Source organism: Providencia sp. PROV189 (assembly GCF_028480065.1).
GTDB lineage: Bacteria > Pseudomonadota > Gammaproteobacteria > Enterobacterales > Enterobacteriaceae > Providencia > Providencia stuartii.
On the sequence record NZ_JAMPOG010000002.1, the window covers coordinates 32,226 to 55,777 of the forward strand.

The following is a 23,552-nucleotide window of genomic DNA, read 5'->3' on the forward strand; positions in this document are numbered from 1 at the left end:
TTTTTTTCATGCTGCTAATTTGTAGGTGTTAGGATACTATCTATATCATTCGAAATGGTGATTATAGATAAATAGAATAAGGAATAGACAGTGGCAACTCTGGAACAATTTATAGGTAATACGCCGCTAGTTAAACTTCAGCGTTTGACACAGGGGATGGACGCTGAAATTTGGGTCAAACTAGAAGGTAATAATCCGGCTGGCTCCGTCAAAGATAGAGCTGCGTATTCAATGATCACAGAAGCGGAAAAACGTGGTGAAATAAAACCTGGTGATACATTGATTGAAGCGACGAGTGGCAATACCGGGATTGCTTTGGCAATGATCGCCGCAGTCAAAGGTTATAAACTCAAACTATTGATGCCCGAAAATATGAGTAAAGAGCGCCAAGCCTCAATGAAGGCTTATGGTGCTGAACTCATTTTAGTCAGTACTTCAGTTGGCATGGAGGGCGCTCGCGATTTAGCTCAAGAAATGGAAGCGAAGGGGGAAGGGAAGGTCCTTGACCAATTTAATAACCCCGATAATCCATTAGCCCATTTCAAGACCACAGGCCCTGAGATATGGCAGCAAACCGATGGGCGCATGACTCACTTTGTTTCAAGTATGGGAACGACAGGAACTATCACGGGAGTCAGTCGTTATTTAAAATCACAATCATCACATATTCAGATTGTGGGCTTACAACCAGCGGAAAAAAGCCAAATTCCGGGGATCCGCCGTTGGTCGCCAGGCTATCTTCCGGGGATCTTCAATCAAGAATTCGTTGATACCGTTTTAGATATTAATCAGGAAGAGGCTGAGGAGACGATGAGAGCCCTCGCTAAACAAGAAGGTATCTTTTGTGGTGTTAGTTCAGGAGGCGCGGTTGCGGGCGCTTTGAGAGTGGCTAAAATGAATCCGGGAGCGGTGATCGTTGCCATTATTTGTGACCGAGGCGATCGCTATCTTTCTACGGGCGTGTTTGACGATTAATTAGCATCGCCATCTAGACACTGACAAAAGCATCAATGTGCTCGAATATAGGTGAGTCGTTGATTGCAACAGATATGATGGCGATGGATTTTATCCTGCCATAAAAAAACCACCAGAGGTCATACAACGCTATCTGGTGGTTTTATTTGAAAAGCTTAAAAGGGATTGCCGTTATTTTTTAACGCGCATAATAACTGTTTCACCCACGGTAACGCTACCGCTAAGCTTAGTCAGCTCTTTAATTTCATCCATATTAGAAATCACAACAGGCGTTAGAACTGATTTTGCTTTTTCTTCCAGCAATGCAAGGTCAAACTCGATAACCAAATCACCTTTTTTAACGGATTGCCCTTCTTCAGCGATACGTTTAAAGCCTTCACCTTTCAGTTCGACTGTATCAATACCGAAGTGAACAAATAGTTCAATACCATCATCAGATTCAATAGAAAACGCATGATTGGTTTCAAATATCTTACCAATAGTCCCATCTACAGGAGCGACAATTTTGTTCCCTGCTGGTTTGATGGCGATACCATCACCAACAATTTTTTCAGCGAAAACAACATCGGGAACATCTTCAATATTGACAATTTCACCCGATAGAGGTGCGATAATTTCAATACTGCCACTGCTATTTTTATCATCCGAAACCAGTGATTTCAGTTTGTCAAACAGACCCATGGACCTTCTCCTAATCGTTTTTATATGGGACCGAACTAATGTGCTGCTCCTAGCATAACGTTTTTTCTTGGATAAAGGTATCAACAAGTTTCATCAATTCGTCTGCGGTTGGTTGGGCAAGGGCTTGCTCAGCCAGTGCTTTAGTATCTGCAAAGTTTGCATTACGAATTAATTTTTTAATACGAGGAATTGAAATTGCACTCATACTAAATTCATCTAACCCCATACCAAGCAGCAACAAGGTTGCACGTTCATCACCTGCTAATTCACCACACATTCCTGTCCATTTGCCTTCTGCATGTGATGCATCAATGACTTGCTTAATCAAGTTCAATACAGCAGGCGACATTGGATTGTAGAGGTGAGAAATCAGCTCATTACCACGGTCAACAGCTAGAGTATATTGAGTGAGATCGTTCGTCCCAATACTGAAAAAGTCAACTTCTTTTGCTAAATGATGAGCAATAACCGCTGCGGCAGGGGTTTCCACCATGACACCAACTTCGATTGATTCATCAAAGGCTTTGCCTTCTTCACGTAATTGACCTTTTAGCATCTCAAGTTCTGCTTTTAGTTCGCGAACTTCCTCAACGGAAATAATCATCGGGAACATAATACGCAGTTTACCAAAACTTGAGGCTCTTAAAATAGCTCTTAACTGAGAATGTAGAATTTCTTTGCGATCAAGGCAAATACGAATTGCCCGCCAGCCTAAGAATGGGTTCTCTTCTTTTGGCAAATTCATGTATGGCAGGTCTTTATCACCGCCGATATCCATGGTACGCACAATAACAGCTTGGCTTCCCATTGCTTCGGCAACAGCTTTGTATGCTTGGAACTGTTCTTCTTCAGTTGGCAGTGAGTCTCTATCCATAAACAGGAACTCAGTGCGGTATAAACCAACCCCTTCAGCACCGTTACGCTCAGCACCCGCGACATCGCGTACAGTACCAATGTTTGCACACACTTCGACTTGATGGCCATCCAGTGTGATTGCAGGTAAATCTTTTAATTTTGCCAGTTCATTTTTTTCTTGCTGATATTCTTCATTGAATTTTTTCAGCTTATCAATTTCTTGATCTGACGGGTTCAGATAGATGTGGTTGTTGACACCATCTAGAATGAGGTAGTCACCATTTTTGATTTTCGCGGTGGCATCTGAGGTGCCGACAATGGCAGGCAACTCCAGTGAACGAGCCATGATTGAGGTATGTGATGTACGACCACCTAAATCGGTGATGAAACCTAATACTTTATCAAGGTTTAATTGTGCCGTCTCTGACGGTGTTAGGTCAGCTGCAACCAAAATAACCTCTTTGTCGATGGCACTCAAATCGACGATAGGCATACCGAGGATATTTTTTAATAGGCGTTTACCAATATCGCGTACGTCGGCAGCACGCTCTTTCAAATATTCATCATCAAGTGCTTCGAGCGCTTGGGCTTGATCCTCAATAACGGAGTAAACCGCGGCATCAGCTGTTTTTTTATCACTTTTGATTAGAGAGACAATTTCTTGTTCAAGCTCTTCATCTTCCAGCAGCATAATATGGCCTTCAAAGATCTCAGCTTTTTCTGCACCAAGATTTTTTTCGGCTCGCTCTTTAATGAAGCTGAGCTGTTCGGCTGATTTGTTACGTCCTTCAATAAAGTGTTGGATCTCGGTTTCTATCTGGTCGTCATTAATTTTTTTTGTGCTGACAGTGATAGGATCTTCTTTGAGGATTAAAGCCTGACCAAAAGCAAAACCTGGGGATACTAAAATTCCTGAAATCATAATATTACCTTACTACTGCGGGTAGGTGTTCTGATGTTGAAAAGACAACAGTAAGCTTATCTGTGTGTAAACTGATATCCCTGAATGATGCCATTCAGGGATGAAGATTAATGCGGTGACACAGGCTCTCTTGCTTGTGCGGTTATTCCAACTCACCCATCAGTTTAACTAAATGCTCAACTGCTTGTTTTTCATCTTCGCCTTCGGCAGAAATTGTCACAACAGTACCTTGAGTTAAGCCTAGAGTTTGTAACTTAAATAGGCTTTTTGCGCTTGCTGATTTGCCACCAGAAGTCAAAGTAATATCAGAAGAGAATGCTTTGGCTTCTTTCACAAATTGAGCGGCAGGGCGAGTATGTAAGCCGTTAGGTGCTGTAATAGTGACTTCTTGCTGGAACATATTATTTCCTCAATAACTTTAGTTTTTTATAATGACCTAAGCTAGTGTAGTTGAATAAACTTAGGTTTGCGTATTGTTAGATTATTAACTGTTAAAAAGGTTTCCTACTTTGTTGCGTATCAACACTTTTTCAGTTTATTGGCCTAAATAATGTCAATTTAAATCGCAAAGAATATGAGTAATTGAACAAATCTTTGACTTAAAGTTGATTAATTTCGTGGCTCAAAATAATTACTATGTTTAATACTAAACCCTAGGTCAGAAATCATCTCAATACGTGCTAAAGTTTGATCCATTCCACAAAAAAAGCACCAATTAGGTGCTTTTTTAACGATTAATTAACGGTTTTTAAAATTACTCGGCGGATAGATCGGAAAATAGAACCGTTGATAAATAGCGCTCGCCTGATGAAGGTAAGATAACAACAATGTTTTTATCTTTAAATTCAGGTTCAGTTGCGAGTTTTACTGCGGCTGCAAGAGCAGCACCTGATGAAATCCCTGCTAGGATCCCTTCTTTTTCCATTAATTGGCGGGCAGTTTGAATGGCTTCATCATCACTGATTTTAAATACTCTATCAATAAGCGTGATATCTAGGTTGCCAGGAATGAAACCAGCCCCGATCCCTTGAATTTTATGTGGGCCTGGCTTGACTTCATCTCCTGCTAGCGTTTGGCTAATAACAGGGGACGTTTCAGGCTCTACCGCAACCAGAGTGACATTTTTGCCCTTGGTTTTTTTCAAATAACGACCGATACCGGTGATAGTACCCCCAGTTCCCACACCCGCGATAACAACATCAACCTTACCGTCAGTATCACTCCAAATCTCAGGTCCTGTCGTTTTTTCATGAATTTCAGGGTTAGCTGGATTATTAAATTGTTGCAGCAAAATATACTTATGCGGATTGCTGTTGACGATTTCTTCGGCTTTCTCAATGGCGCCTTTCATCCCTTTAGCGCCTTCAGTCAATACAAGATTCGCCCCTAATGCTTTAAGCAGTTTACGGCGTTCGACGCTCATCGTTTCAGGCATGGTCAATGTTAATTTGTAGCCTCTAGCCGCGGCGACATACGCCAAAGCAATCCCTGTATTACCACTAGTAGGTTCAACCAGCTCTTTTTCTTTGGTCAGAAGTCCTTTTTTCTCAGCATCCCAAATCATATTCGCACCAATACGGCATTTAACGCTGAAACTTGGGTTGCGTGATTCAACTTTCGCTAAGATATTGCCATTGCCGAAATGCTTTAAACGTACTAATGGGGTATGGCCAATGGTTAGCGAATTATCATCATAAATTTTACTCATGGGATATCCTTATAATCAGGCAGTTGCCTATTTAGAACTGAGAATGATAGATAAGATTGACTCCAAACATACGTGAACTCGCTATTATTGCAAATATAAATTAAGTATAAGCTTATAACGAATTGCTATCTTATATGGAAAAATTATAAGTAAAAGGTTGTGACACAAGCACCTATCATAAAATATGTTGCGCTGTGTCTGTGGTCTGAGGGAGGTTGAAGATGAAAAAGTGCGAGGTGTAAATTCCCCCCGCACTCTTGATCAAATCAGTGAATAATTAATAGCGTGCATGACGAGCGCGGTATTGGTCAACCCACATTAAGGTCGCGCCACAAACGGCAACAGGCATAATAATCAAGTTAAGGATAGGTATCATCATTAACACACTAACTGCTCCACCAAATTGAATATTATTCATGCGGTCTTTGGCTAAAGCATTTTTCATTTCACTAAAGCTAACGCGGTGATTATCAAATGGATAATCGCAATACTGAATTGACATCATCCACGCACCGAATAGGAACCAAAGAATGGGAGCAACAGTTTGCCCAATACCAGGAATAAAAAACAAAATTAATAAGCCAATAGCGCGCGGAAGATAATAACCGATCCTAACAAACTCACGCTTAACCATGCGTGGAACATCTTTTGCGATATCAACAATACCGCCATCAGGGGCGGGCACACCGGTTAATTCTGATTCGAGCTTTTCGGATAACCAACCATTAAACGGTGCGGCGATAATGTTGGCAACCGTACTGAAAAAGTAAGTAAATATAAGTAAAATCGAAATAACGGAAATAGGCCAAATAAGATAATCAAGCCATTGTAACCAACTAGGAATATAGCTCATGACTTGGTCAATCCAACCACCAAGTTTGGTATATAACCACCAAAATGCACCACCAAGTAAGATGATATTGGCTAAAAGTGGTAGAATAACAAAACGTTTAATACCTGGACGTGTAACAAGACGCCATCCTTGAACGAAGTAATAAAAACCTGAATGGCTTTTTTGTTGCGAATCTGTCGATTGTATCATACTTCTTATTCTCTCCTTTGCGGTTGACTATGTATCATATAGATAGGTTTTTAGGCTGGCTAGTCAGTATTTGCTTAAAAAAGCAGCAAACGAAAGCAGAATTGTCTCTTTCTTATCAGAAAATCGTTTAGGGGGTTGCACTTAGCACGTTTGACAAATAATCTTAAGATATATCCGTCATTTTTTAAGTTGTTTTTCGGTTGACGGCGTTTTACCGCTGAAATCCCCAAAATCATACCGCAATGCGGGGCGAGGGGAGCGGGAGTGCGCCTTGGCTTGCAACTTAAAGTATTTTGGCTTATTTTTTGCCGTGGTGGCATTATCATTCAACAATTAGAGATAGCAGCGATGCAGGATTTGCGTCTGATATTAGTGGTCGTAGGTGCGATAGCCATAATTGCGTTATTACTGCATGGTTTATGGACCAGCCGTAAAGAGCGCTCTAAGTTATTCCGTGATCGTCCCGTAAAACGCCGAAAACATGACAGTCAGGATAAATCATCGGATTATGATGATGATTCTGCATTATTCAGTGAAACTCAAAAGGTAGAGCCTCCCGTCTCTTCACCGGTAGTTTCTGAGCCTGCTCGTCAGGTTCAAGAAGAACGTCGTGCCGAACCTGATTTGCCACCCATTACACCTTCTACTCGTGATACCGAGCCTGTATTAAATATTACGCCTGAGCGTTCAGAGCCTGTTGAATCTGATATTGACTCGCGCATTAATGCTGTAAATGAACAACCCGCGATGAAGGTGGAACCAACGGTTCAACCAATAGCGACACCAGTCTCTACAGCGAATGGGCGCACTCAGCATGCGCCTGAACAACCAGAATTTGATTTTGACATTCACGAAGAGCAAGAGGGGCCACAGCCGACACACCATGAACAGGAACAGGCGCACACTGAGAAGAAAACTGAACAACCGCAAAACCAATCTTCAGAGAACAACAAGGAGACGGTTCTGGTTCTTCATGTAGCTGCACTTCAGGGGCAAGTTCTACAAGGTGAAGCGCTGTTGCAAAGCATTCTTCAAGCGGGCTTCCAGTTCGGTGAAATGCGTATTTTCCATCGACATGTGCATCCATCGGGAACAGGGCCGGTTTTATTTAGTCTTGCTAATATGGTGAAACCGGGGTCTTTTGATCCAGAAACGATGTCAGAGTTCACCACTCCGGGTATCTCTATGTTTATGATGGTGCCATCGTATGGTGAAGCAGGGCAAAATTTCAAATTGATGTTGCAAGCTGCACAGCGTATTGCTTCCGATGTGGGGGGCGTAGTCCTTGATGATGAGCGTAAAATGCTCACACCTCAGAAAATTGAGGTGTACCATGCTCGGATCCGCAACACACTGAATTAAATATCAGAATCAACGAAACCCCCTTAACTGGGGGTTTTTTATCTTTACTGGTGAAACATGACTACAAAACAACATCTCGATACACTCAAACAACAATTACGTCATCATGAATATCAATATCATGTATTAGATGCACCTGAAATCCCAGATGCAGAATATGACAAACTCATGGAAGAGCTGAAGGCTATCGAAGCGGAACATCCTGAATGGATCACCAGTGACTCACCGACTCAGCGAGTGGGTGCGGCTCCATTAGCGGCGTTTGACACCGTACGTCATGAAATACCGATGTTATCGCTTGATAACGTATTTGATGAAGAAAGCTATCTTGCTTTCGACAAACGCGTGAGAGACCGATTAAAAGATCAGCAAGAACAAACCTTCTGTTGTGAATTAAAATTAGATGGCCTTGCGGTGAGCTTACTGTATGAGAATGGCGAACTCGTCCAAGCCGCTACTCGCGGTGATGGAACTGTGGGGGAAAATATTACCTCTAATGTTCGTACAATTCGTGCTATTCCACTTCGTTTAACGGGTGAAAATATTCCTGCTAGGGTAGAAATTCGTGGTGAAGTATTTATGCCACAAAAAGGCTTTGAAGCATTGAATGAGGAAGCGCGCCGTACAGGTGGAAAAGTTTTCGCTAACCCTCGTAACGCGGCAGCGGGGTCATTACGCCAATTAGACCCACGTATTACAGCGAAAAGGCCTTTAACGTTCTACTGCTATGGCGTGGGGCTGGTGGAAGGCGAAACACTGCCAGATACTCATTATGAGCGACTGATGCAGTTTAAGAAGTGGGGGTTACCTGTAAGTGAGTATGTGCAATTACGGAAAGGCGCTCAGGCGGTATTGGACTTTTATCATGAGATAGAAAAAGCTCGCCCAACATTAGGCTTTGATATTGATGGGGTAGTCATTAAAATTAACGACATTGCAACCCAAGAAGAGTTAGGCTTTGTGTCTCGGGCACCTCGTTGGGCAACGGCGTTTAAGTTCCCGGCTCAAGAGCAGATGACATTGCTAAAAGATGTTGAATTCCAAGTTGGACGTACCGGAGCAATTACGCCTGTTGCACGTTTGGAACCAGTTCAAGTTGCCGGCGTGACAGTCAGTAATGCGACGCTACATAACGCTGATGAAATTGAGCGCTTAGGGGTTCATATCGGTGATACTGTCGTGATCCGTCGTGCGGGCGATGTGATACCTCAAATTGTGAGTGTTGTTGAGTCTGAACGCCCAGCCGATAGCCGAGAAATTGTTTTCCCAACTCACTGCCCAGTCTGTGGCTCTGATGTGGAACGTGTCGAAGGTGAGGCCGTTACGCGTTGTACTGGTGGGTTGATTTGTGGTGCACAACGTAAAGAAGCACTGAAACATTTTGTCTCACGCCGTGCGATGGATGTGGATGGCATGGGCGATAAGATCATCGACCAATTAGTTGAAAAAGAATATGTGAAAAATCCGGCTGATCTGTACCAATTAAGTGCAGGGATATTGACGGGTTTAGATCGCATGGGGCCAAAGTCGGCACAAAATTTAGTGGAAGCCCTAAATAAATCGAAATCAACGACTCTCGCTCGTTTTATTTATGCGTTAGGCATTCGTGAGGTCGGTGAGGCTACCGCGGCAAATTTAGCGGCGCATTATGGCACCCTTGAAGCCCTAATGGCGGCAGATGAGGAGTCACTCAAAACGGTACAAGATGTTGGTCATGTGGTGGCTAAGCATGTCGTTAACTTTTTCCGTGAGGAGCATAATCAAACTGTCATTCAAGCGTTAATAGATAAGGCGAATATTCATTGGCCAGAAGCTGTTGCGGTAGATGTGAGTACGATAGATAGTCCATTTGCAGGGAAAACCGTGGTATTGACGGGCTCTTTGAGCCAACTGACACGGGATGAAGCAAAAGATAAATTAGTGGCACTCGGTGCTAAAGTCTCTGGCAGTGTCTCTAAGAAGACGCATTTAGTCATTGCAGGTGAGGCGGCAGGTTCAAAACTGGCAAAAGCAAATGAGCTAGGTATACCTGTCATTGACGAAAATGAGCTAATTCGCTTATTAGAAGCCTAATAATTAACGAGAGTTTGAAGTATCATTACCCAGAAAATGGGTAATGATATGATCTGTATCAATCTACCACCTAAGAATTAGAATTTACTGTAATAATGTGATCGGTATATATTTTTTGCAAAATACACTGGGGTCGTTTTCATACTAATGTGATTCCCGTCTCATTTAAATGTCGGCTATTACATAGAATAGATACATAAACCGCTTTATTAAATTTGTATGGAGTCGCATATGACCTCGATCCTGCATTTTGTTCTATCCCTTGTTGTAATTGGTGCTCTTGCAGTCTTAGCCAGTAGTAACCGTAAGGCGATACGACTACGCTATGTTTTTCAACTACTGGTTATTCAAATCGCATTAGCATACTTCTTCTTGAATTCTAATGTTGGTTCTTCATTCGTACTAGGCGTTGCAAGTGTTTTCACCCATTTATTAGGTTATGCAGCCGAAGGGACCAAGTTCGTTTTTGGTGGCATGATCGAAGGCAATCTAGCGTTTTTCTTCTTGCAAGTCCTCTGCCCAATCATCTTTATTTCCGCACTGATCGGTATCTTACAGCATATTAAGGTGCTGCCTCTTGTGATCCGTGTGATCGGTACGGTTCTATCTAAAGTCAATGGTATGGGCAAGCTAGAGTCTTTTAACGCGGTTAGCTCACTGCTATTAGGCCAATCTGAAAACTTTATTGCCTATAAAGATCAGCTAGGCAAAATGTCTGAACGTAGAATGTACACCATGGCTGCAACGGCAATGTCGACGGTTTCTATGTCGATAGTTGGTGCATATATGTCCATGCTAGAACCGCGCTTTGTGGTTGCAGCATTGGTACTTAACATGTTTGGTACTTTCGTGATCCTTTCCTTAATCAACCCATACCCACCTGAAGCCGAAGAAGAGTTACAGATGACCAATATTCATGAAGGTCAAAGCTTCTTTGAAATGTTGGGTGAATATATCCTTGCCGGCTTTAAAGTTGCGATTATCGTATCAGCCATGTTAATCGGTTTTATCGCTTTGATTGCCATGGTAAATGGTATCTGTATGGCGATTTTTGATATCAAGTTCCAAACCATGCTGGGCTACGTGTTCTACCCATTTGCTTGGATATTAGGTATCCCTGCTGAAGAAGCATTGCAAGTCGGTGGGATCATGGCGGTAAAAATGGTCACTAACGAGTTCGTCGCAATGGGCGACCTAAAAGAGGTTGCAGCAACGTTATCAACACGTTCAGTCGGTATTTTATCGGTATTTTTAGTCTCTTTTGCTAACTTCTCCTCAATCGGTATTGTGGCAGGGGCAATCAAAGGCTTAAATGAGAAACAGGGTAACACGGTTGCACGTTTTGGCTTGAAACTGCTGTTTGGTTCAACATTAGTTAGCTTCCTATCAGCGGCTGTTGTTGGCTTAATTCTGTAAAACATAAAAGCGTGGTAAAGTGTAAAACGGCGTTCATTATGAATGCCGTTTTTGCTTTTAGGAGGAAAAAATGGAAAAACAAGATCTCATTGATATGGCAAACACGCGGATGCCATTTGGAAAATATCAAGGTCGTGTATTGATCGATCTTCCTGAAGAATACCTGCTATGGTTTTACAAAAAAGGGGCATTTCCACAGGGGCGATTAGGGCAACTGATGGAAATGGCATTAGGCTTAAAAATAGAGGGGCTAGATGGCCTTGTAAAGCCTTTAAAACGAGTTTAGTTGTATTGGGTCAGTCATGGCCTAAAGCCGCAGTGACTTTCTGTGAAAGCTGGATAAACAAAGCTTGTTCATTCGCTGTTAAAGCACTACTGACTTTAGCGGCATTTTCTTTTCGGCCTGTTGCTGCACGTTGTAAAAAATCCCGACCTTCATCGGTTAAGTGAGTGATTAATTCTCGCTTATCTTGTTCAGATTGGTATTGGCTCACGAACCCAAGTGCTTTTAGTGTTCGAAGAAACTTGGATAAATTCTGCCGAGATATGCCTAACAGTTGGCTTAATTGCCCTGGTGTTTGATCCCCTTTGAGCCGAAGTATTTCTAATACATCATATTGCCCCCAAGTGACCTGTTCAGGTGTAAAGCTTAAACGCCTCGCAACCAAGGTACATTGCAAAAGTGATAGTGCATCTTCGAGTTGATTTGCCATGTTATTTCATCATGTTAGTGATTATTGACACAGTATAGCCTTATCAATCCGATAAAATCGACTATTGATTAACTAAAGTTAATCATATACAGTGTGGTTAATTAACTTTAGTTAATCATATACAGTGTGGTTAATTAACTTTAGTTAATCATATTGAGAGGGAGTATGCAAAATTTACAAGAAAAAGTCGCTTTAGTGACAGGCGCATCAACAGGAGTTGGTGAAGAAATTGCACTACATTTATACCAATGTGGTGCGACGGTGTTTATAACAGGACGCAACGAAATATCATTACAAACAGCAGCCAATAAGATAGACCAAAGTGGCGAACGTGTTATTCCTTTAGTGATGGATGTGACAAGTCACGAGCAATTTAAAGCAGCAATTACACAAATTGAGCAGCAGTGTGGGGCGTTACACTATTTGGTTAATAATGCAGGGATCACAGGACCTCATGGCGTTACTATTGAGGATTATCCACTAGCGGATTGGGATGCCGTTATCGCAACTGATGTGAGTGGAACTTTTTATGGATTAAAATACGGATTACCTGCAATCGTCAGGGCGGGAGGCGGAGCCGTCGTGAACTTATCTGCATGTAATGGCGTGACTGGTATTGCGGGTATTTCACCTTATACAGCGGCAAAACATGCTGTTTTAGGTCTAACTCGTGCAACGGCACTAGAGTATGCTCAAAAAGGGGTGAGGATTAATGCTATCGGTCCTGGTTATGTCGCAACGCCAAATATAATGAATTTACCAACAGAAACTCAAGAATGGATGGCATCGACTCACCCAATGGGGCGCATGGCAACGCGTGAAGAGATCGCAAAAACAGTCGCATTTTTACTTTCTGATGATAGCAGTTTTATTACAGGGGCATTTATACCCGTCGATGGGGGATATACGGCACAATAGGGATGCGGTGGTGATAGATATTCATGACTAGCCGCAACCACTTCTTCTTACAAGAAGTGCATCAAAAACAGCCATAGTATGAGGAAGTGTTATATCTCAATAGCGGCTATTTTTCTGAAGTAAAACCGGATGACATCCCGAACCAATCTATTATATTGGGATAAAACAGAAATAGGCTGACTAACTATTGACAGGATATAAGGTGGTGGAGCTAAGCGGGATCGAACCGCTGACCTCTTGCATGCCATGCAAGCGCTCTCCCAGCTGAGCTATAGCCCCAACAAAATGATTTTGATACCACCTAACAGGGAATTAGATGGTGGAGCTAAGCGGGATCGAACCGCTGACCTCTTGCATGCCATGCAAGCGCTCTCCCAGCTGAGCTATAGCCCCAAACAAAATCTTTTGGACGGAGGGCATAATATTCAAGCAATGTCAGGGTGTCAATCAAATAATGTGGTTTTAAGTTTAATTGCTGAATTATAGAGCATTTCGTCAATGAATAAGGGAGTGTATAGAGATTAGAGGAGTACTTATAAGGTTGATAAGGTGTGAACCCCTATGATGCTAACCATCATAGGGGCTTAATTAAATCAATTACTGGGCTGAGGCTTCACGTTCGGCGATAAACGACAACGCTTTATCAATGCGTGCAATAGCACGTGTTTGACCAATCGCATGAACGGTAACATCTAACGCAGGGGATTGACCCGCACCAGTTACAGCGACACGTAATGGCATGCCGACCTTACCCATACCAACGTCTAATTCAGCGGCCGTTTGCTCGATAGCTTGATGAACGTTTTCTGCTGTCCAATCGGTAATTGCTGACAGTTTTTGTTTCACCGTTTCTAATGGTTGACGTGCAACAGGGCGCAAGTGTTTTTTCGCGGCATCTGCATCGAACTCATCAAACTCTTCATAGAAGTAGCGGCAGGATTCAGCGATCTCTTTCAATGTTTTGCAGCGTTCACCGAGCAATTTAACTAACTCAGCTAATTGCGGGCCATTTTCAGTGTTGATGTTTTGTTGCTCAATATGCCATGCAAGGTGAACGGCAACTTCTTCTGGTGGCAATTGATTAATATAATGGTGGTTTAACCAAAGCAACTTATCGGTATTGAATGCGCTCGCTGATTTGCTAATTGCATCTAAGCTAAAGTATTCAATCATTTCTTCACGAGAAAAAATCTCTTGGTCGCCATGTGACCAGCCCAAACGAACTAAATAGTTGAGTAGTGCTTCTGGTAAATACCCTTCGTCGCGATATTGCATAACGCTTACAGCACCGTGACGCTTGGAGAGTTTTTTACCGTCATCGCCTAAAATCATTGAAACGTGTGCATATTCAGGAACAGGTGCTCCTAGCGCTTTTAAGATATTAATTTGGCGTGGGGTATTGTTGATATGATCTTCACCGCGGATAACGTGAGTAATTTCCATATCCCAGTCATCAATAACCACACAGAAGTTATAAGTTGGTGAGCCATCGGTGCGGCGAATAATGAGGTCATCTAACTCTTGATTACTAAACTCAATCGGGCCACGGATTTTATCATCAAAAATAACTGAGCCTTCTTGTGGATTACGGAAACGAACAACATGCGGCTCGTCAGGCGTATGGTTATGGGCGTGATCACGGCAGCAGCCATCATAGCGAGGCTTTTCACCTGATGCCATCTGTTGATCACGCAGCGCTTCTAAGCGCTCTTTTGAGCAGTAGCAACGATAAGCGGTACCTGCTTCAAGCATTTGGTCAATAACATCGTTATAACGGTCAAAGCGTTTCGTTTGATAATAAGGGCCTTCATCCCAATTCAAATTTAACCAGTTCATACCATCCATAATGGCATCGATAGCTTCCTGAGTTGAGCGTTCTAAGTCCGTATCTTCGATACGCAGAACAAATTCGCCTTGATTATGGCGGCTGAATAACCAGGAATAAAGCGCAGTACGCGCTCCACCAACATGTAAATACCCTGTTGGACTAGGTGCAAAACGGGTTTTAATTTTACTCATCGAGATTGCCTTAATTGCGATACGTGGTTTCTAACATGCCAACGTTCTCTAAATAATAGGGAGGCGTTAAATATAAACAGCCTATCATTGATGTGTGAGCGAAAGATTTCTTCTCGCTATCGGTCACCAGAGAAACACGTCAGCATGTCTAAAATGTTGTTCTATTCTATCACTCTAAAGTGATACCTCAATCAAGTTATCGATGTTGATGCAAATAAAATCCGTAAAAAAAGAAAAAGGATAGGCAATTTCTCAGCATAAAAATATTTTTGTTCTAATATTGTATTGGTTGGGTGATACAAAAGCTTAATTATTGGTTAAATAAGGTTCTTTTCTGGTGAATATTGGAACATCTTGCTTATTTTTACAACGAACAGAAAAAATCTATTCAAAAACCGTTGACTCAGAACGAGGGATCCCTATAATGCACCTCCATCGACGGCAGGGCGATTAGCTCAGTTGGTAGAGCATCTCCCTTACAAGGAGGAGGTCACTGGTTCGAGCCCGGTATCGCCCACCACTGTCGACGATAAAACAAGTAAGTGAAGTAAATAAATGGGCGATTAGCTCAGTTGGTAGAGCATCTCCCTTACAAGGAGGAGGTCACTGGTTCGAGCCCGGTATCGCCCACCATTTATTTACAAATATGTGAAACTTGTCATGAAGTGGGCGATTAGCTCAGTTGGTAGAGCATCTCCCTTACAAGGAGGAGGTCACTGGTTCGAGCCCGGTATCGCCCACCACTTCATTAGTTACTCGCATTTTCATAAATACTGGTTATAAAAATTAATAGATGGGTCGTTAGCTCAGTCGGTAGAGCAGTTGACTTTTAATCAATTGGTCGCAGGTTCGAATCCTGCACGACCCACCATCTTAATATTAAAATCAGTCATACCAGATGGGTCGTTAGCTCAGTCGGTAGAGCAGTTGACTTTTAATCAATTGGTCGCAGGTTCGAATCCTGCACGACCCACCATCTAATCAAATCCCCTAAATCAACAATAACCACCTTATTTTCATGATGTTTATTTAAGTATCAATGAAAAACCGCATTAAAATTCTAATCAAACCCACTGTAACCGCTTTGCGATCATTGAACCCTGCTTATCGATAGCGTTTTTTGTCATGTCTGCGAAGCTAGCAAACAGAGATTTAGCCAATACACCGAGCTTAATGATTTGCTAGCTTGTAAAATTGATAAATAACCACTCACATAGATAATATCACTTCAACCTCTCATTTTTATTCAATTTTGCTCTAGCGTGCAGCGTGCTGGATAAAATAACAGAAATTCATTTCTCGGATAGCTCCATTAAATTTCCCACTGTAGAGTGAGCTAAATGCGCATATCTCAGCATTTTAGTCTTAATTGACTGTTAGCTGGGCATAATAATAAAAAAACTTGTAAACGCGTTGAGTGCAAATTGAACGCAGTCATTAAACTCGCTGAAAGCAACGTCTAAACCTAAATTTAGATATTAAATATTACCCAATGTGCTAATTGATGGAAATAATCTCTTATTAACTCGAGCGCATTATCTTTGCTTTATTATCACTTACCGTTATTTTATTTAATGAAAATATTAATGATAATTAGTTTTAATATTTACAATATCGAAAAATATTCATTAAGTTGCTATTAGTCACTAATCAGGTAATTAATAAACCACCTAAAATATGTATTAATAAAAATGTTTGGTTCAAAAATGATCATCAATAAAAACTTATCAATAAATGATTGTCATTAAAAGATGATTTTGCATGGTATTTATTTGTCGCTATATCTACGCTGTATATGAGTTATAAGGAAGGTAGGATCAAAAAAGGAAATAAATTTCGAATGATTATTGCTAGAAATACTCTTCTTATTGGGCTAGGAATAATGGTTAGATAAAATCTACATTGTTACTCTTATAATGCTGTAGATGTTCTTTTTGTTGAGGATTAGATTTCATTTGTCTATATCAGATGCTAAAAACAAAAAAATTGTAGGAGTATCAGTCGAGCTTAACATGATAAAAATCTGCCGATAAAAATTTTGTAGACATAAACTCCCCATGTTTAATATATGTAAAAAATCTATAAGAAAAATATCACTTTTAGAGTGTTGTGACGAGATAAAAACCTGTTTATTTGTGGGAATTTAATTTTTTGTTTTTTGTGATATGCTTCATGTATAGCAAAGCAAAAAGATACTTAACGTTAATGTTTTGTTATGTTAGCTATGATAGCTGTAGTCTGTTTTTTTGTGCTGTTTTAAAAATTAAGTATTTTCTGCCGATTGTAACAAAAGGACTATTGTTATAAGTTATTGATATTTAAGTTATCAAAATGATAATATGGGAAAAATTTCCATTTTTTACTTTGTTTTACAGTATTGCTGTAATTATCCTATTATGCGTATTCATAAAATGAATATTGATTTGAAAAATCATTAATAGTGTTACAGTATTAAATTATTCTGTTTATTTCTTTTGTTTTTAGATTTTTTATCGGTTAAATGAGGTTAATTTAGATTATAATTCTACCGCTACCTGTTAGACTATGTCTGCATAGAACAACAACTATTAATTGTTAAACAGATTAACTTATTGAAATTAAAGAATAATACTTAGGTGGTGGGCTTTTTGTGATTCTGATAATATTTAGTTACACATTTGCAATGTCATTTTTGGATTAGTTGAAACTAATTATATGGCTAGTATATCATCCCTCTCAAGATATATGCTGAATCGTCGTTAATACACCCAAATGGCTATATCATAAATAAAGATAACAATAGAAAAACACAGAGAATCACCTGCTGATTTTTTATTTCATTAATAATATAAGTTGAAGCGAGAATGTTTATGAATACAAAATATCCTGTCGCTTGTGCAGTTGGACAAAAAATTAAATCGTTAAGAAAATCTCAAGGCTATACCGTTTTTCAGTTAGCTAAAGAGATTGATATCAGTGAGCAACAACTATTTCGTTATGAACGTGGGGTAAATCGTATAGATATTGATTGTCTAGTTAGAGTACTAAAAGTATTAGATGTAAATATGGGCGAATTCTTCAGTGAAATCCTGCAAGATGATACTCATGCTAATGAGGACAAAGAATCTAAAGGGTTTGATGACTCTATTTATTCACTCATTTAATCATCAGTTATTATGTTCCAAAGTGGAACTTAATTAAGCAATTAAAACTTAATTGTTTCAATTAAGAACATTAATATGCTAATAACAATTGAGAATTCTCTCTATTGAGTATACTGATAATTTATTGTAGCTATCTTTATTTATACTTTGCGAAATAAAAACCCGTTTACGGGCTTTTATTTTTTGTAGCTAAGAATCTAGAAAATTATATGAGTAAAAATAACAACTCATCAAATAGTCTAAAGAAGATAAAGCTATCAACAATACACCCAGATAAAATCGCACATCCAGACAATAAAAGAGGCTGGCAGATATAAACATCAGTTAATTTCATTGTAAATCGAATTAACTGATGTTTGCCGTTGAACTAATTATCTTCTTGTGGAAGGGGCTCTAATACTGCCGTCACAATTCGAGAGCCGATCATCTCACTAATTCTTATCTGTAATGTCGCTAAGCTAATGACGGTGTCTTGTACTGGCTCATTTGCTGAAATGCTATAAATAAATTGGTCCAGTGTTTGGTTATTCTCATTATCGATTAAAATGCCATAAGACTCATAAATCTCATCTAGCCTTGTTGTGCCCTTTAGACTGAGCCCAGAAGTGGGTAATTCTATCGGGGTTAAATCAGGAGAGACTTGTTCAGAGAACAGCCGTTCGAGGAATAAACGATTTTCTGGTTTCAAGACGACAAACAAATGGTCATCGGCAATTAGTCTTGTTGAACCACGAGGGGGGAGCACGCTTTTACCACGAGTGATCATTGCGATGACAGTTTGGTCAGGTAGTGCCAATTGAGATAGACGGCGGCCGACAGCAGAACAGTCCTCACCCAACGTATACTCTACTAGGTCAGCATCAATTTGATCGACAGCGGTAATGTCCAAAGTCGCAGCGGGCAGTAATGGTGGTGGCTGCATTAAATTAAGTTTGCGTGCGACATAAGGTAGGGTAGAGCCTTGTAACGTCGCTGAGATTAATACCACGAAGAAAACCACATCAAAAATTAAGTTAGCGCCTGGTAGACCATAAATAAAAGGGAAGATCGCTAAGATAATAGGAACAGAGCCACGCAGACCAACCCAAGAAACCAGAGTGATTTCTTCACGACTGAATTTAAAGAATTTTAATACAGGCACGACAGCGATGGGGCGAGCGATAAAGGTGAGTACCAGTGCGATCACCAACCCTTCAAACCAGACCTCTAATAAAGAGCTTGGGTTAACTAGCAAGCCTAACATAACGAACATGATGATTTGGCTGAGCCAAGCCAGCCCATCATGGAATAAAAAGGTATTACGTTGGAAAACAAAGCGAGCATTACCAATCACAACGCCTGTAACGAAGATAGATAAAAAGCCACTACCTTGCAAGTTACTGGCTAGACCGAATGATAATAGACCACACGCCGCCACTAATACTGGGTATAACCCTGTTGCCAGTAACTTAATTTTATTAATGATCTTGATTGAAATCCAACCAACACTTAGGCCGACAAGTGTACCGATCCCCATTTGGCTAACGAACAGTAATAATAATTCGCTACCAGAAGCGCTTTGATTCATGAGGAGTTGCAGTAAGCCCACGGTTAAGAAAATTGCCATTGGGTCGTTGGTAGCACTTTCAATTTCTAACGTTGATTGTAAACGTTCATTAAGGTAGATACCCGCGTTACGCAATAGGGAGAATACCGCCGCCGCATCTGTTGAGCCGACAATGGCGCCAAGCAACAGCCCTTCAAGCAAGGGGATGCCAAGAATATAAGCCGCGGCGAGTCCGGTGATGCCCGCGGTAATTAACACCCCAAAGGTGGCCAAGGTAAATGCAGGCTTCCAAACAAGTCGAATCGATTTAACTGATGTTTGTAGGCCACCGTCGAACAAAATCAAGGCTAATGCGAGTGAACCTACAGCATAGGAAACATTCACGTTGTTAAACGCGATTTGGCCTATGCCATCTTCACCCGCTAACATTCCTATAAACAGGAACATAACAAGCATAGGCAAGCCTAGCCGAGCAGAAAGTTTGCTAGAAAAAATACCCAGTAAAATCAGTATGGATGTCAGTAATATCAGTTGTTCTATTGTTGGCATAATCAGATTTAGGTTAGAGGTTAATAAAACGCTGATGATGCAGTAGTGTTGCGTATAAAGTAATCAGCAATAAGAAGAAAAAACTCAGATTAACATGGCATTGATAATGTTTTTGTTTAAAACGACTTAAAAACATTTCCATTGACATATCATTATGATTATACAACAGATAACAACAAATAAATTGACGATTAACTGCATTTTTTTAAATTGTTATGACATGCTTATGCTATTTTTATAAGCTTTTGAATGCATTGTTTGGTGGAACCAGCGGTTTCATTTATATTTTTTTGTGGGATTTAACTTTAAAGTTAGTAAAGGTTGGCGTTTTGTGTAATTTTCACGCTAATCAATAAGCTATAAATTAGAAAAATAATTATTTAGAGGAAAACAGGCGAAAAAGATGCGGAGATTATCAATAAAATGATGCATTGGACGGAAAAGAGTAGATTGACCGATATAATCTGATATATCGGTCATCTAGAATTAGTGGAATCTTGCTTTCTTAGCAAGATAATCACCAATCATTTGTATTCCTTGAACAATAATGACTAATGTAACGACGGTGATTGCCATAGCAACGTTGTCGAAACGTTGGTAACCGTAGTTGAGTGCTAGGTCACCGACACCGCCACCACCGACCGCTCCAGCCATGGCTGTCGCTCCCACTAAAGTGATACTGGCTGCGGTTAAGCTTAAGATTAGCGATGATTTAGCCTCAGGTAAGATAAAGTGCCAAACAATTTGCCAATTGGTCGCCCCCATTGAATCTGCGGCTTCAATGATCCCCGAATGCACACTTAATAATGAGTTTTCAATTAAACGAGCCGTATAAGGTGCAATATAGATAACTAAGGGCACAATGGCAGCCGTAGTGCCGATAGAGGTGCCAACCATAAAACGTGTTAGAGGGATCATTGCAACGAGTAGAATAATAAAAGGCAATGAACGGACCGTATTGATTATTGGGTTAATAATGCGATAAACCCATTTATTTTCCCAAATCCCATCAGGGCGCGTCACAACGAGTGCAATCCCCAGTAAAATCCCCAATAGGGAACCGATAACCAGTGCAATTGAAACCATAGTGAAGGTTTCAGACATCGCGAGTAAAAATTGTTTACTCGTTAATGCGGTATCAAGCCATTGTGTCATAGTACCCCCTTATTGACAGCAACACCGCGCTGACGTAAAAATGCGATCCCTTGGTCGATATCTTCATCATGGCCGACGATCTGGACAAACATACTGCCTAACACGACACCACTTATCTCTTTCATATTGGCAAACAAAATATTGATTTTAACTTTATCCTGTAAGATCAGTTCATTCACAACGGGTTGCTGTGCGGAAGCACCTAAAAACTCTAAGCGGTAAACATTGCTTTGATGCTCTAAATTGTGCAAGACACGTTCAGGGATTTCTTCGTTAAGTACGGTACGGACAAACTTTTTTGTCGTCGGATGTTGTGGCTCTGAGAAAATCTCTAAAACAGTGCCTTCTTCGACAACTCGACCCGCTTCCATTACCGCGACACGATTACATATCTGCTCAATCACCTCCATTTCATGAGTTACCAACAAAATGGTGATATTTTGTTCACGATTAATTTTTTTTAATAATGACAAAATAGATTGTGTCGTTTGTGGGTCAAGTGCAGAAGTGGCTTCATCACACAATAAAATTTTCGGGTTATTGATTAATGCTCGAGCAATACCAACACGCTGTTTTTGTCCGCCTGATAGTTGCCCAGGATATTGGTGTTTTTTATCACTCAGCTCTACATAGGCTAAAATATCATCCACGCGTCGCTGAATTTCTTTTTTGTCGACCCCTGATAGCAATAACGGCATGGCGATATTCTGTGCAACGGTCTTCGTTTCTAACAAATTGAAGTGCTGGAAGATCATGCCGATGCTTTTTTTATGGGCTCGAATTTCAGTTGCACTATGGTGAGCAATATTTTTCCCATTAATGATCACTTCACCTGACGAGGGTTTTTCAAGTTGGTTGACGAGACGGATCAAGGAGCTTTTTCCTGCACCGCTATAGCCAATAAACCCAAAAATATCACCTTCATGAATCTGCAAATTCACATCCTGTAAGGCAGTGAGTGAATGGCCTTCTTTTTCATAGACCTTCTGAATATTTTTAAATGTAATCATCAATCACTCCACATTACTCGTTTGTGGTGTTCGCTGGCTATAGGGGAGAGCAGGTTGCCATTCATCACCTAGTAGCTCCGCTTCAGTGCTATTTTTTACCTGCTCTAAATGTTGCTCATGATGAGCGAGGTACAACTGAGCAGCGATATGTTCAGCCAGTTTCTGCGCGCCTGTATTGGTATTAGGGATCAAACCAATAAGTGGCCCCATACTTAAGGATGCAGCTAAGTTAAAGCAGTAAATATTACTGAGCTTAGGTAACTCACAATCGGTTTTAGGGAGAAATTCAAAGTGATGGCCTAAATAGGGATAGGAGGCAAACTCACTATTTTGTTCAGCTTTAGAAGGGGTATACACATCACCCCATTTACGAATAAAAGGTGCGATGTGATTAAATGCACTGTGGCGCTGCCAATTAATACGATATCCGGTCGCTAAGATCAGATAATCGACCACATATTCCCCTGTGGTTGTGGCGATATGCAGTTTCTTGCCATTGACGTCTATCTTTTTGACCTGTGTATTAAAGTTAAAATAAGCATTTTCATGCCGAGAGACTCTCAGCGTGCTGCCATGCGGGGCCGGCGTTTTTGCTTTAGCAACATAATCACTGTAATGCCATTTTTGTGCATCAGTAAGCTGGTGATAAGCTTGAGTAAAGCCGGGGTTGCCTGCGACTTTTCCGCGATTCACCCTTGGCATATCTTTCGCTCGGATCAATAATTCAACAGAGCGCGCACCCTGTTCAAGTGCTGTTGCCGAGCTATCCATAGCACCGGCACTGTATCCTACGACCGCAATATCTAACCCTTTAAACCGGCTGTAATCACTACCGGCGTAAGAGTGCTCCCAGTAAGCAGAAGGGATCTCCGCCATAAAGCTTGGAATATTAGGTTCGCTAAAGGATTCCATACCTGTCGCAAGGATCACATGCTGTGCTTGATATTGCTGTTTACCGTTAGGTGTTGCAAATGTGAGTAGGCAACCTTGTGGGTTGACTTGAATATCAGTTAATTGATATTGATTGAAAACCACTGGCGACGTCATGGTTTTAAACCATTGTAGATATTCCCCCCATTGTAAACGAGGAATTTTATCGAGTGCTTCCCACTCATCGTCACCAAACTGAGCTTTAAACCAAGCTTGAAAAGTTAAAGAGGGTGACGCGAGTGCAGGGCCAACCACCTGTTTTGGTGAACGCAATGTTTCCATCAAGGCCGGCGTTTGCCATGGGCCTTCTTGACCTTCTGGGGCTTGATCAAAAACTATTGCATCAATCCCTTGTAATTTAAGGGCAAAGGCTACCGTGACCCCTGACATGCCCGCACCGATAATTGCAACATCTAATTGATGGTCATCAGACTGGTTTGGCGATAATGACCAGCGGTTTAATGGCAGATTAAGGTTTTGTAGGTCTTGAGTGATTTGCTCTTCCAAAGCATTTAACCCTTTTAGCTGTGTCACG

At 40.9% G+C, this 23,552-nt stretch carries 18 protein-coding genes and 7 tRNA genes; 12 read left to right on the forward strand and 13 right to left on the reverse strand.

Translation table 11 applies throughout. The features are described from left to right. The first annotated feature begins 90 nt into the window (after positions 1–90). A complete protein-coding gene (cysM, locus tag PR833_RS00525) occupies positions 91–975 on the forward strand; it encodes a cysteine synthase CysM (RefSeq protein ID WP_004921324.1) in 885 nt (294 codons plus the stop codon). 171 nt (positions 976–1,146) lie between these two features. On the opposite strand, the gene crr is transcribed toward cysM, so the two are convergent. From crr to cysZ, 5 genes are all read right to left on the reverse strand, one after another. Beyond that, positions 1,147–1,656: a PTS glucose transporter subunit IIA gene (gene crr / locus PR833_RS00530; protein ID WP_004921322.1), complete on the reverse strand. Its 510-nt coding sequence runs from the start codon at positions 1,654–1,656 to the stop codon at positions 1,147–1,149. Between the two features lie 49 nt (positions 1,657–1,705). Next, on the reverse strand, positions 1,706–3,433 hold the full coding sequence (gene ptsI, locus PR833_RS00535; protein ID WP_272525805.1) for a phosphoenolpyruvate-protein phosphotransferase PtsI: 1,728 nt from the start codon (positions 3,431–3,433) through the stop codon (positions 1,706–1,708). 142 nt (positions 3,434–3,575) lie between these two features. Next, positions 3,576–3,833 carry a phosphocarrier protein Hpr gene (gene ptsH, locus PR833_RS00540; RefSeq protein WP_004921318.1) on the reverse strand — a complete coding sequence of 86 codons (258 nt, stop codon included), beginning with the start codon at positions 3,831–3,833 and terminating at the stop codon, positions 3,576–3,578. A 354-nt stretch (positions 3,834–4,187) separates the two neighbouring features. Continuing rightward, positions 4,188–5,141, reverse strand: a complete 954-nt coding sequence (cysK, locus tag PR833_RS00545) for a cysteine synthase A (protein ID WP_272525806.1) — start codon at positions 5,139–5,141, stop codon at positions 4,188–4,190. Between the two features lie 277 nt (positions 5,142–5,418). Further along, the gene (cysZ, locus tag PR833_RS00550; protein WP_004921313.1) at positions 5,419–6,183 is read right to left on the reverse strand and encodes a sulfate transporter CysZ; all 765 of its coding nucleotides are present in this window, start codon (positions 6,181–6,183) and stop codon (positions 5,419–5,421) included. Positions 6,184–6,531: 348 nt separating this feature from the next. Between cysZ and zipA the strand changes: the two genes are divergently transcribed. The 4 genes from zipA (at position 6,532) to PR833_RS00570 (ending at position 11,320) form a co-directional block, all read left to right on the forward strand. Beyond that, a complete protein-coding gene (gene zipA, locus PR833_RS00555; protein ID WP_197556384.1) occupies positions 6,532–7,545 on the forward strand; it encodes a cell division protein ZipA in 1,014 nt (337 codons plus the stop codon). 57 nt (positions 7,546–7,602) lie between these two features. After that, entirely contained in the window at positions 7,603–9,618 is a 2,016-nt protein-coding gene (gene ligA / locus PR833_RS00560; protein WP_272525807.1) for an NAD-dependent DNA ligase LigA, read from the forward strand. 231 nt (positions 9,619–9,849) lie between these two features. After that, positions 9,850–11,034: a NupC/NupG family nucleoside CNT transporter gene (locus PR833_RS00565; RefSeq protein WP_014656308.1), complete on the forward strand. Its 1,185-nt coding sequence runs from the start codon at positions 9,850–9,852 to the stop codon at positions 11,032–11,034. A gap of 70 nt (positions 11,035–11,104) precedes the next feature. Continuing rightward, positions 11,105–11,320 (forward strand): DUF3820 family protein, encoded by a 216-nt coding sequence (locus tag PR833_RS00570; RefSeq protein ID WP_004921304.1) that lies wholly within the window; start codon positions 11,105–11,107, stop codon positions 11,318–11,320. A gap of 10 nt (positions 11,321–11,330) precedes the next feature. On the opposite strand, the gene PR833_RS00575 is transcribed toward PR833_RS00570, so the two are convergent. Then, positions 11,331–11,747: a MarR family winged helix-turn-helix transcriptional regulator gene (locus tag PR833_RS00575; RefSeq protein ID WP_272525808.1), complete on the reverse strand. Its 417-nt coding sequence runs from the start codon at positions 11,745–11,747 to the stop codon at positions 11,331–11,333. 165 nt (positions 11,748–11,912) lie between these two features. On the opposite strand from PR833_RS00575, the gene PR833_RS00580 reads away from it, so the two are divergent. Further along, positions 11,913–12,665 (forward strand): SDR family NAD(P)-dependent oxidoreductase, encoded by a 753-nt coding sequence (locus PR833_RS00580; RefSeq protein WP_014656307.1) that lies wholly within the window; start codon positions 11,913–11,915, stop codon positions 12,663–12,665. Between the two features lie 203 nt (positions 12,666–12,868). Here the strand turns inward: PR833_RS00580 and PR833_RS00585 are convergent. The 3 genes from PR833_RS00585 to gltX all read right to left on the reverse strand — a co-directional run bounded on the left by PR833_RS00585 (position 12,869) and on the right by gltX (position 14,684). Then, positions 12,869–12,944, reverse strand: a tRNA-Ala gene (locus tag PR833_RS00585). 38 nt (positions 12,945–12,982) lie between these two features. Next, positions 12,983–13,058: transfer RNA gene (locus tag PR833_RS00590), tRNA-Ala, on the reverse strand. Between the two features lie 204 nt (positions 13,059–13,262). Then, complete coding sequence (gltX, locus tag PR833_RS00595; RefSeq protein WP_004921297.1) at positions 13,263–14,684, reverse strand: glutamate--tRNA ligase; 1,422 nt, start codon at positions 14,682–14,684, stop codon at positions 13,263–13,265. A gap of 444 nt (positions 14,685–15,128) precedes the next feature. Here gltX and PR833_RS00600 point away from each other — a divergent pair. From PR833_RS00600 to PR833_RS00625, 6 genes are all read left to right on the forward strand, one after another. Continuing rightward, positions 15,129–15,204, forward strand: a tRNA-Val gene (locus PR833_RS00600). A 37-nt stretch (positions 15,205–15,241) separates the two neighbouring features. Next, positions 15,242–15,317, forward strand: a tRNA-Val gene (locus PR833_RS00605). A 34-nt stretch (positions 15,318–15,351) separates the two neighbouring features. Next, positions 15,352–15,427, forward strand: a tRNA-Val gene (locus tag PR833_RS00610). Between the two features lie 52 nt (positions 15,428–15,479). Beyond that, positions 15,480–15,555, forward strand: a tRNA-Lys gene (locus PR833_RS00615). A 29-nt stretch (positions 15,556–15,584) separates the two neighbouring features. After that, positions 15,585–15,660: transfer RNA gene (locus tag PR833_RS00620), tRNA-Lys, on the forward strand. Between the two features lie 1,873 nt (positions 15,661–17,533). Then, entirely contained in the window at positions 17,534–17,827 is a 294-nt protein-coding gene (locus PR833_RS00625; RefSeq protein WP_014656306.1) for a helix-turn-helix domain-containing protein, read from the forward strand. 367 nt (positions 17,828–18,194) lie between these two features. Here PR833_RS00625 and PR833_RS00630 read toward each other — a convergent pair whose 3' ends face one another. From PR833_RS00630 to PR833_RS00645, 4 genes are all read right to left on the reverse strand, one after another. Next, positions 18,195–19,922 carry a potassium/proton antiporter gene (locus tag PR833_RS00630; RefSeq protein ID WP_004921290.1) on the reverse strand — a complete coding sequence of 576 codons (1,728 nt, stop codon included), beginning with the start codon at positions 19,920–19,922 and terminating at the stop codon, positions 18,195–18,197. Positions 19,923–20,408: 486 nt separating this feature from the next. Then, entirely contained in the window at positions 20,409–21,077 is a 669-nt protein-coding gene (locus PR833_RS00635; protein WP_004921285.1) for a methionine ABC transporter permease, read from the reverse strand. Next, a complete protein-coding gene (locus tag PR833_RS00640) occupies positions 21,074–22,087 on the reverse strand; it encodes a methionine ABC transporter ATP-binding protein (RefSeq protein WP_004921283.1) in 1,014 nt (337 codons plus the stop codon). Before PR833_RS00640 ends, PR833_RS00635 begins: the two co-directional genes overlap by 4 nt. Positions 22,088–22,090: 3 nt before the next feature. Beyond that, positions 22,091–23,551: an FAD/NAD(P)-binding protein gene (locus tag PR833_RS00645; RefSeq protein WP_272525809.1), complete on the reverse strand. Its 1,461-nt coding sequence runs from the start codon at positions 23,549–23,551 to the stop codon at positions 22,091–22,093. Position 23,552 lies beyond the last annotated feature (1 nt).

Coding starts and splice junctions, on each gene's coding strand:
- crr (WP_004921322.1), bottom strand. CDS start 1,656: ATGGGTCTGTTTGACAAACTGAAATCACTGGTTTCGGATGATAAAAAT.
- ligA (WP_272525807.1), top strand. CDS start 7,603: ATGACTACAAAACAACATCTCGATACACTCAAACAACAATTACGTCAT.
- cysZ (WP_004921313.1), bottom strand. CDS start 6,183: ATGATACAATCGACAGATTCGCAACAAAAAAGCCATTCAGGTTTTTAT.
- PR833_RS00580 (WP_014656307.1), top strand. CDS start 11,913: ATGCAAAATTTACAAGAAAAAGTCGCTTTAGTGACAGGCGCATCAACA.
- PR833_RS00570 (WP_004921304.1), top strand. CDS start 11,105: ATGGAAAAACAAGATCTCATTGATATGGCAAACACGCGGATGCCATTT.
- PR833_RS00640 (WP_004921283.1), bottom strand. CDS start 22,087: ATGATTACATTTAAAAATATTCAGAAGGTCTATGAAAAAGAAGGCCAT.
- PR833_RS00625 (WP_014656306.1), top strand. CDS start 17,534: ATGAATACAAAATATCCTGTCGCTTGTGCAGTTGGACAAAAAATTAAA.
- gltX (WP_004921297.1), bottom strand. CDS start 14,684: ATGAGTAAAATTAAAACCCGTTTTGCACCTAGTCCAACAGGGTATTTA.
- ptsH (WP_004921318.1), bottom strand. CDS start 3,833: ATGTTCCAGCAAGAAGTCACTATTACAGCACCTAACGGCTTACATACT.
- PR833_RS00630 (WP_004921290.1), bottom strand. CDS start 19,922: ATGCCAACAATAGAACAACTGATATTACTGACATCCATACTGATTTTA.
- cysK (WP_272525806.1), bottom strand. CDS start 5,141: ATGAGTAAAATTTATGATGATAATTCGCTAACCATTGGCCATACCCCA.
- zipA (WP_197556384.1), top strand. CDS start 6,532: ATGCAGGATTTGCGTCTGATATTAGTGGTCGTAGGTGCGATAGCCATA.
- PR833_RS00575 (WP_272525808.1), bottom strand. CDS start 11,747: ATGGCAAATCAACTCGAAGATGCACTATCACTTTTGCAATGTACCTTG.
- PR833_RS00635 (WP_004921285.1), bottom strand. CDS start 21,077: ATGACACAATGGCTTGATACCGCATTAACGAGTAAACAATTTTTACTC.
- PR833_RS00565 (WP_014656308.1), top strand. CDS start 9,850: ATGACCTCGATCCTGCATTTTGTTCTATCCCTTGTTGTAATTGGTGCT.
- ptsI (WP_272525805.1), bottom strand. CDS start 3,433: ATGATTTCAGGAATTTTAGTATCCCCAGGTTTTGCTTTTGGTCAGGCT.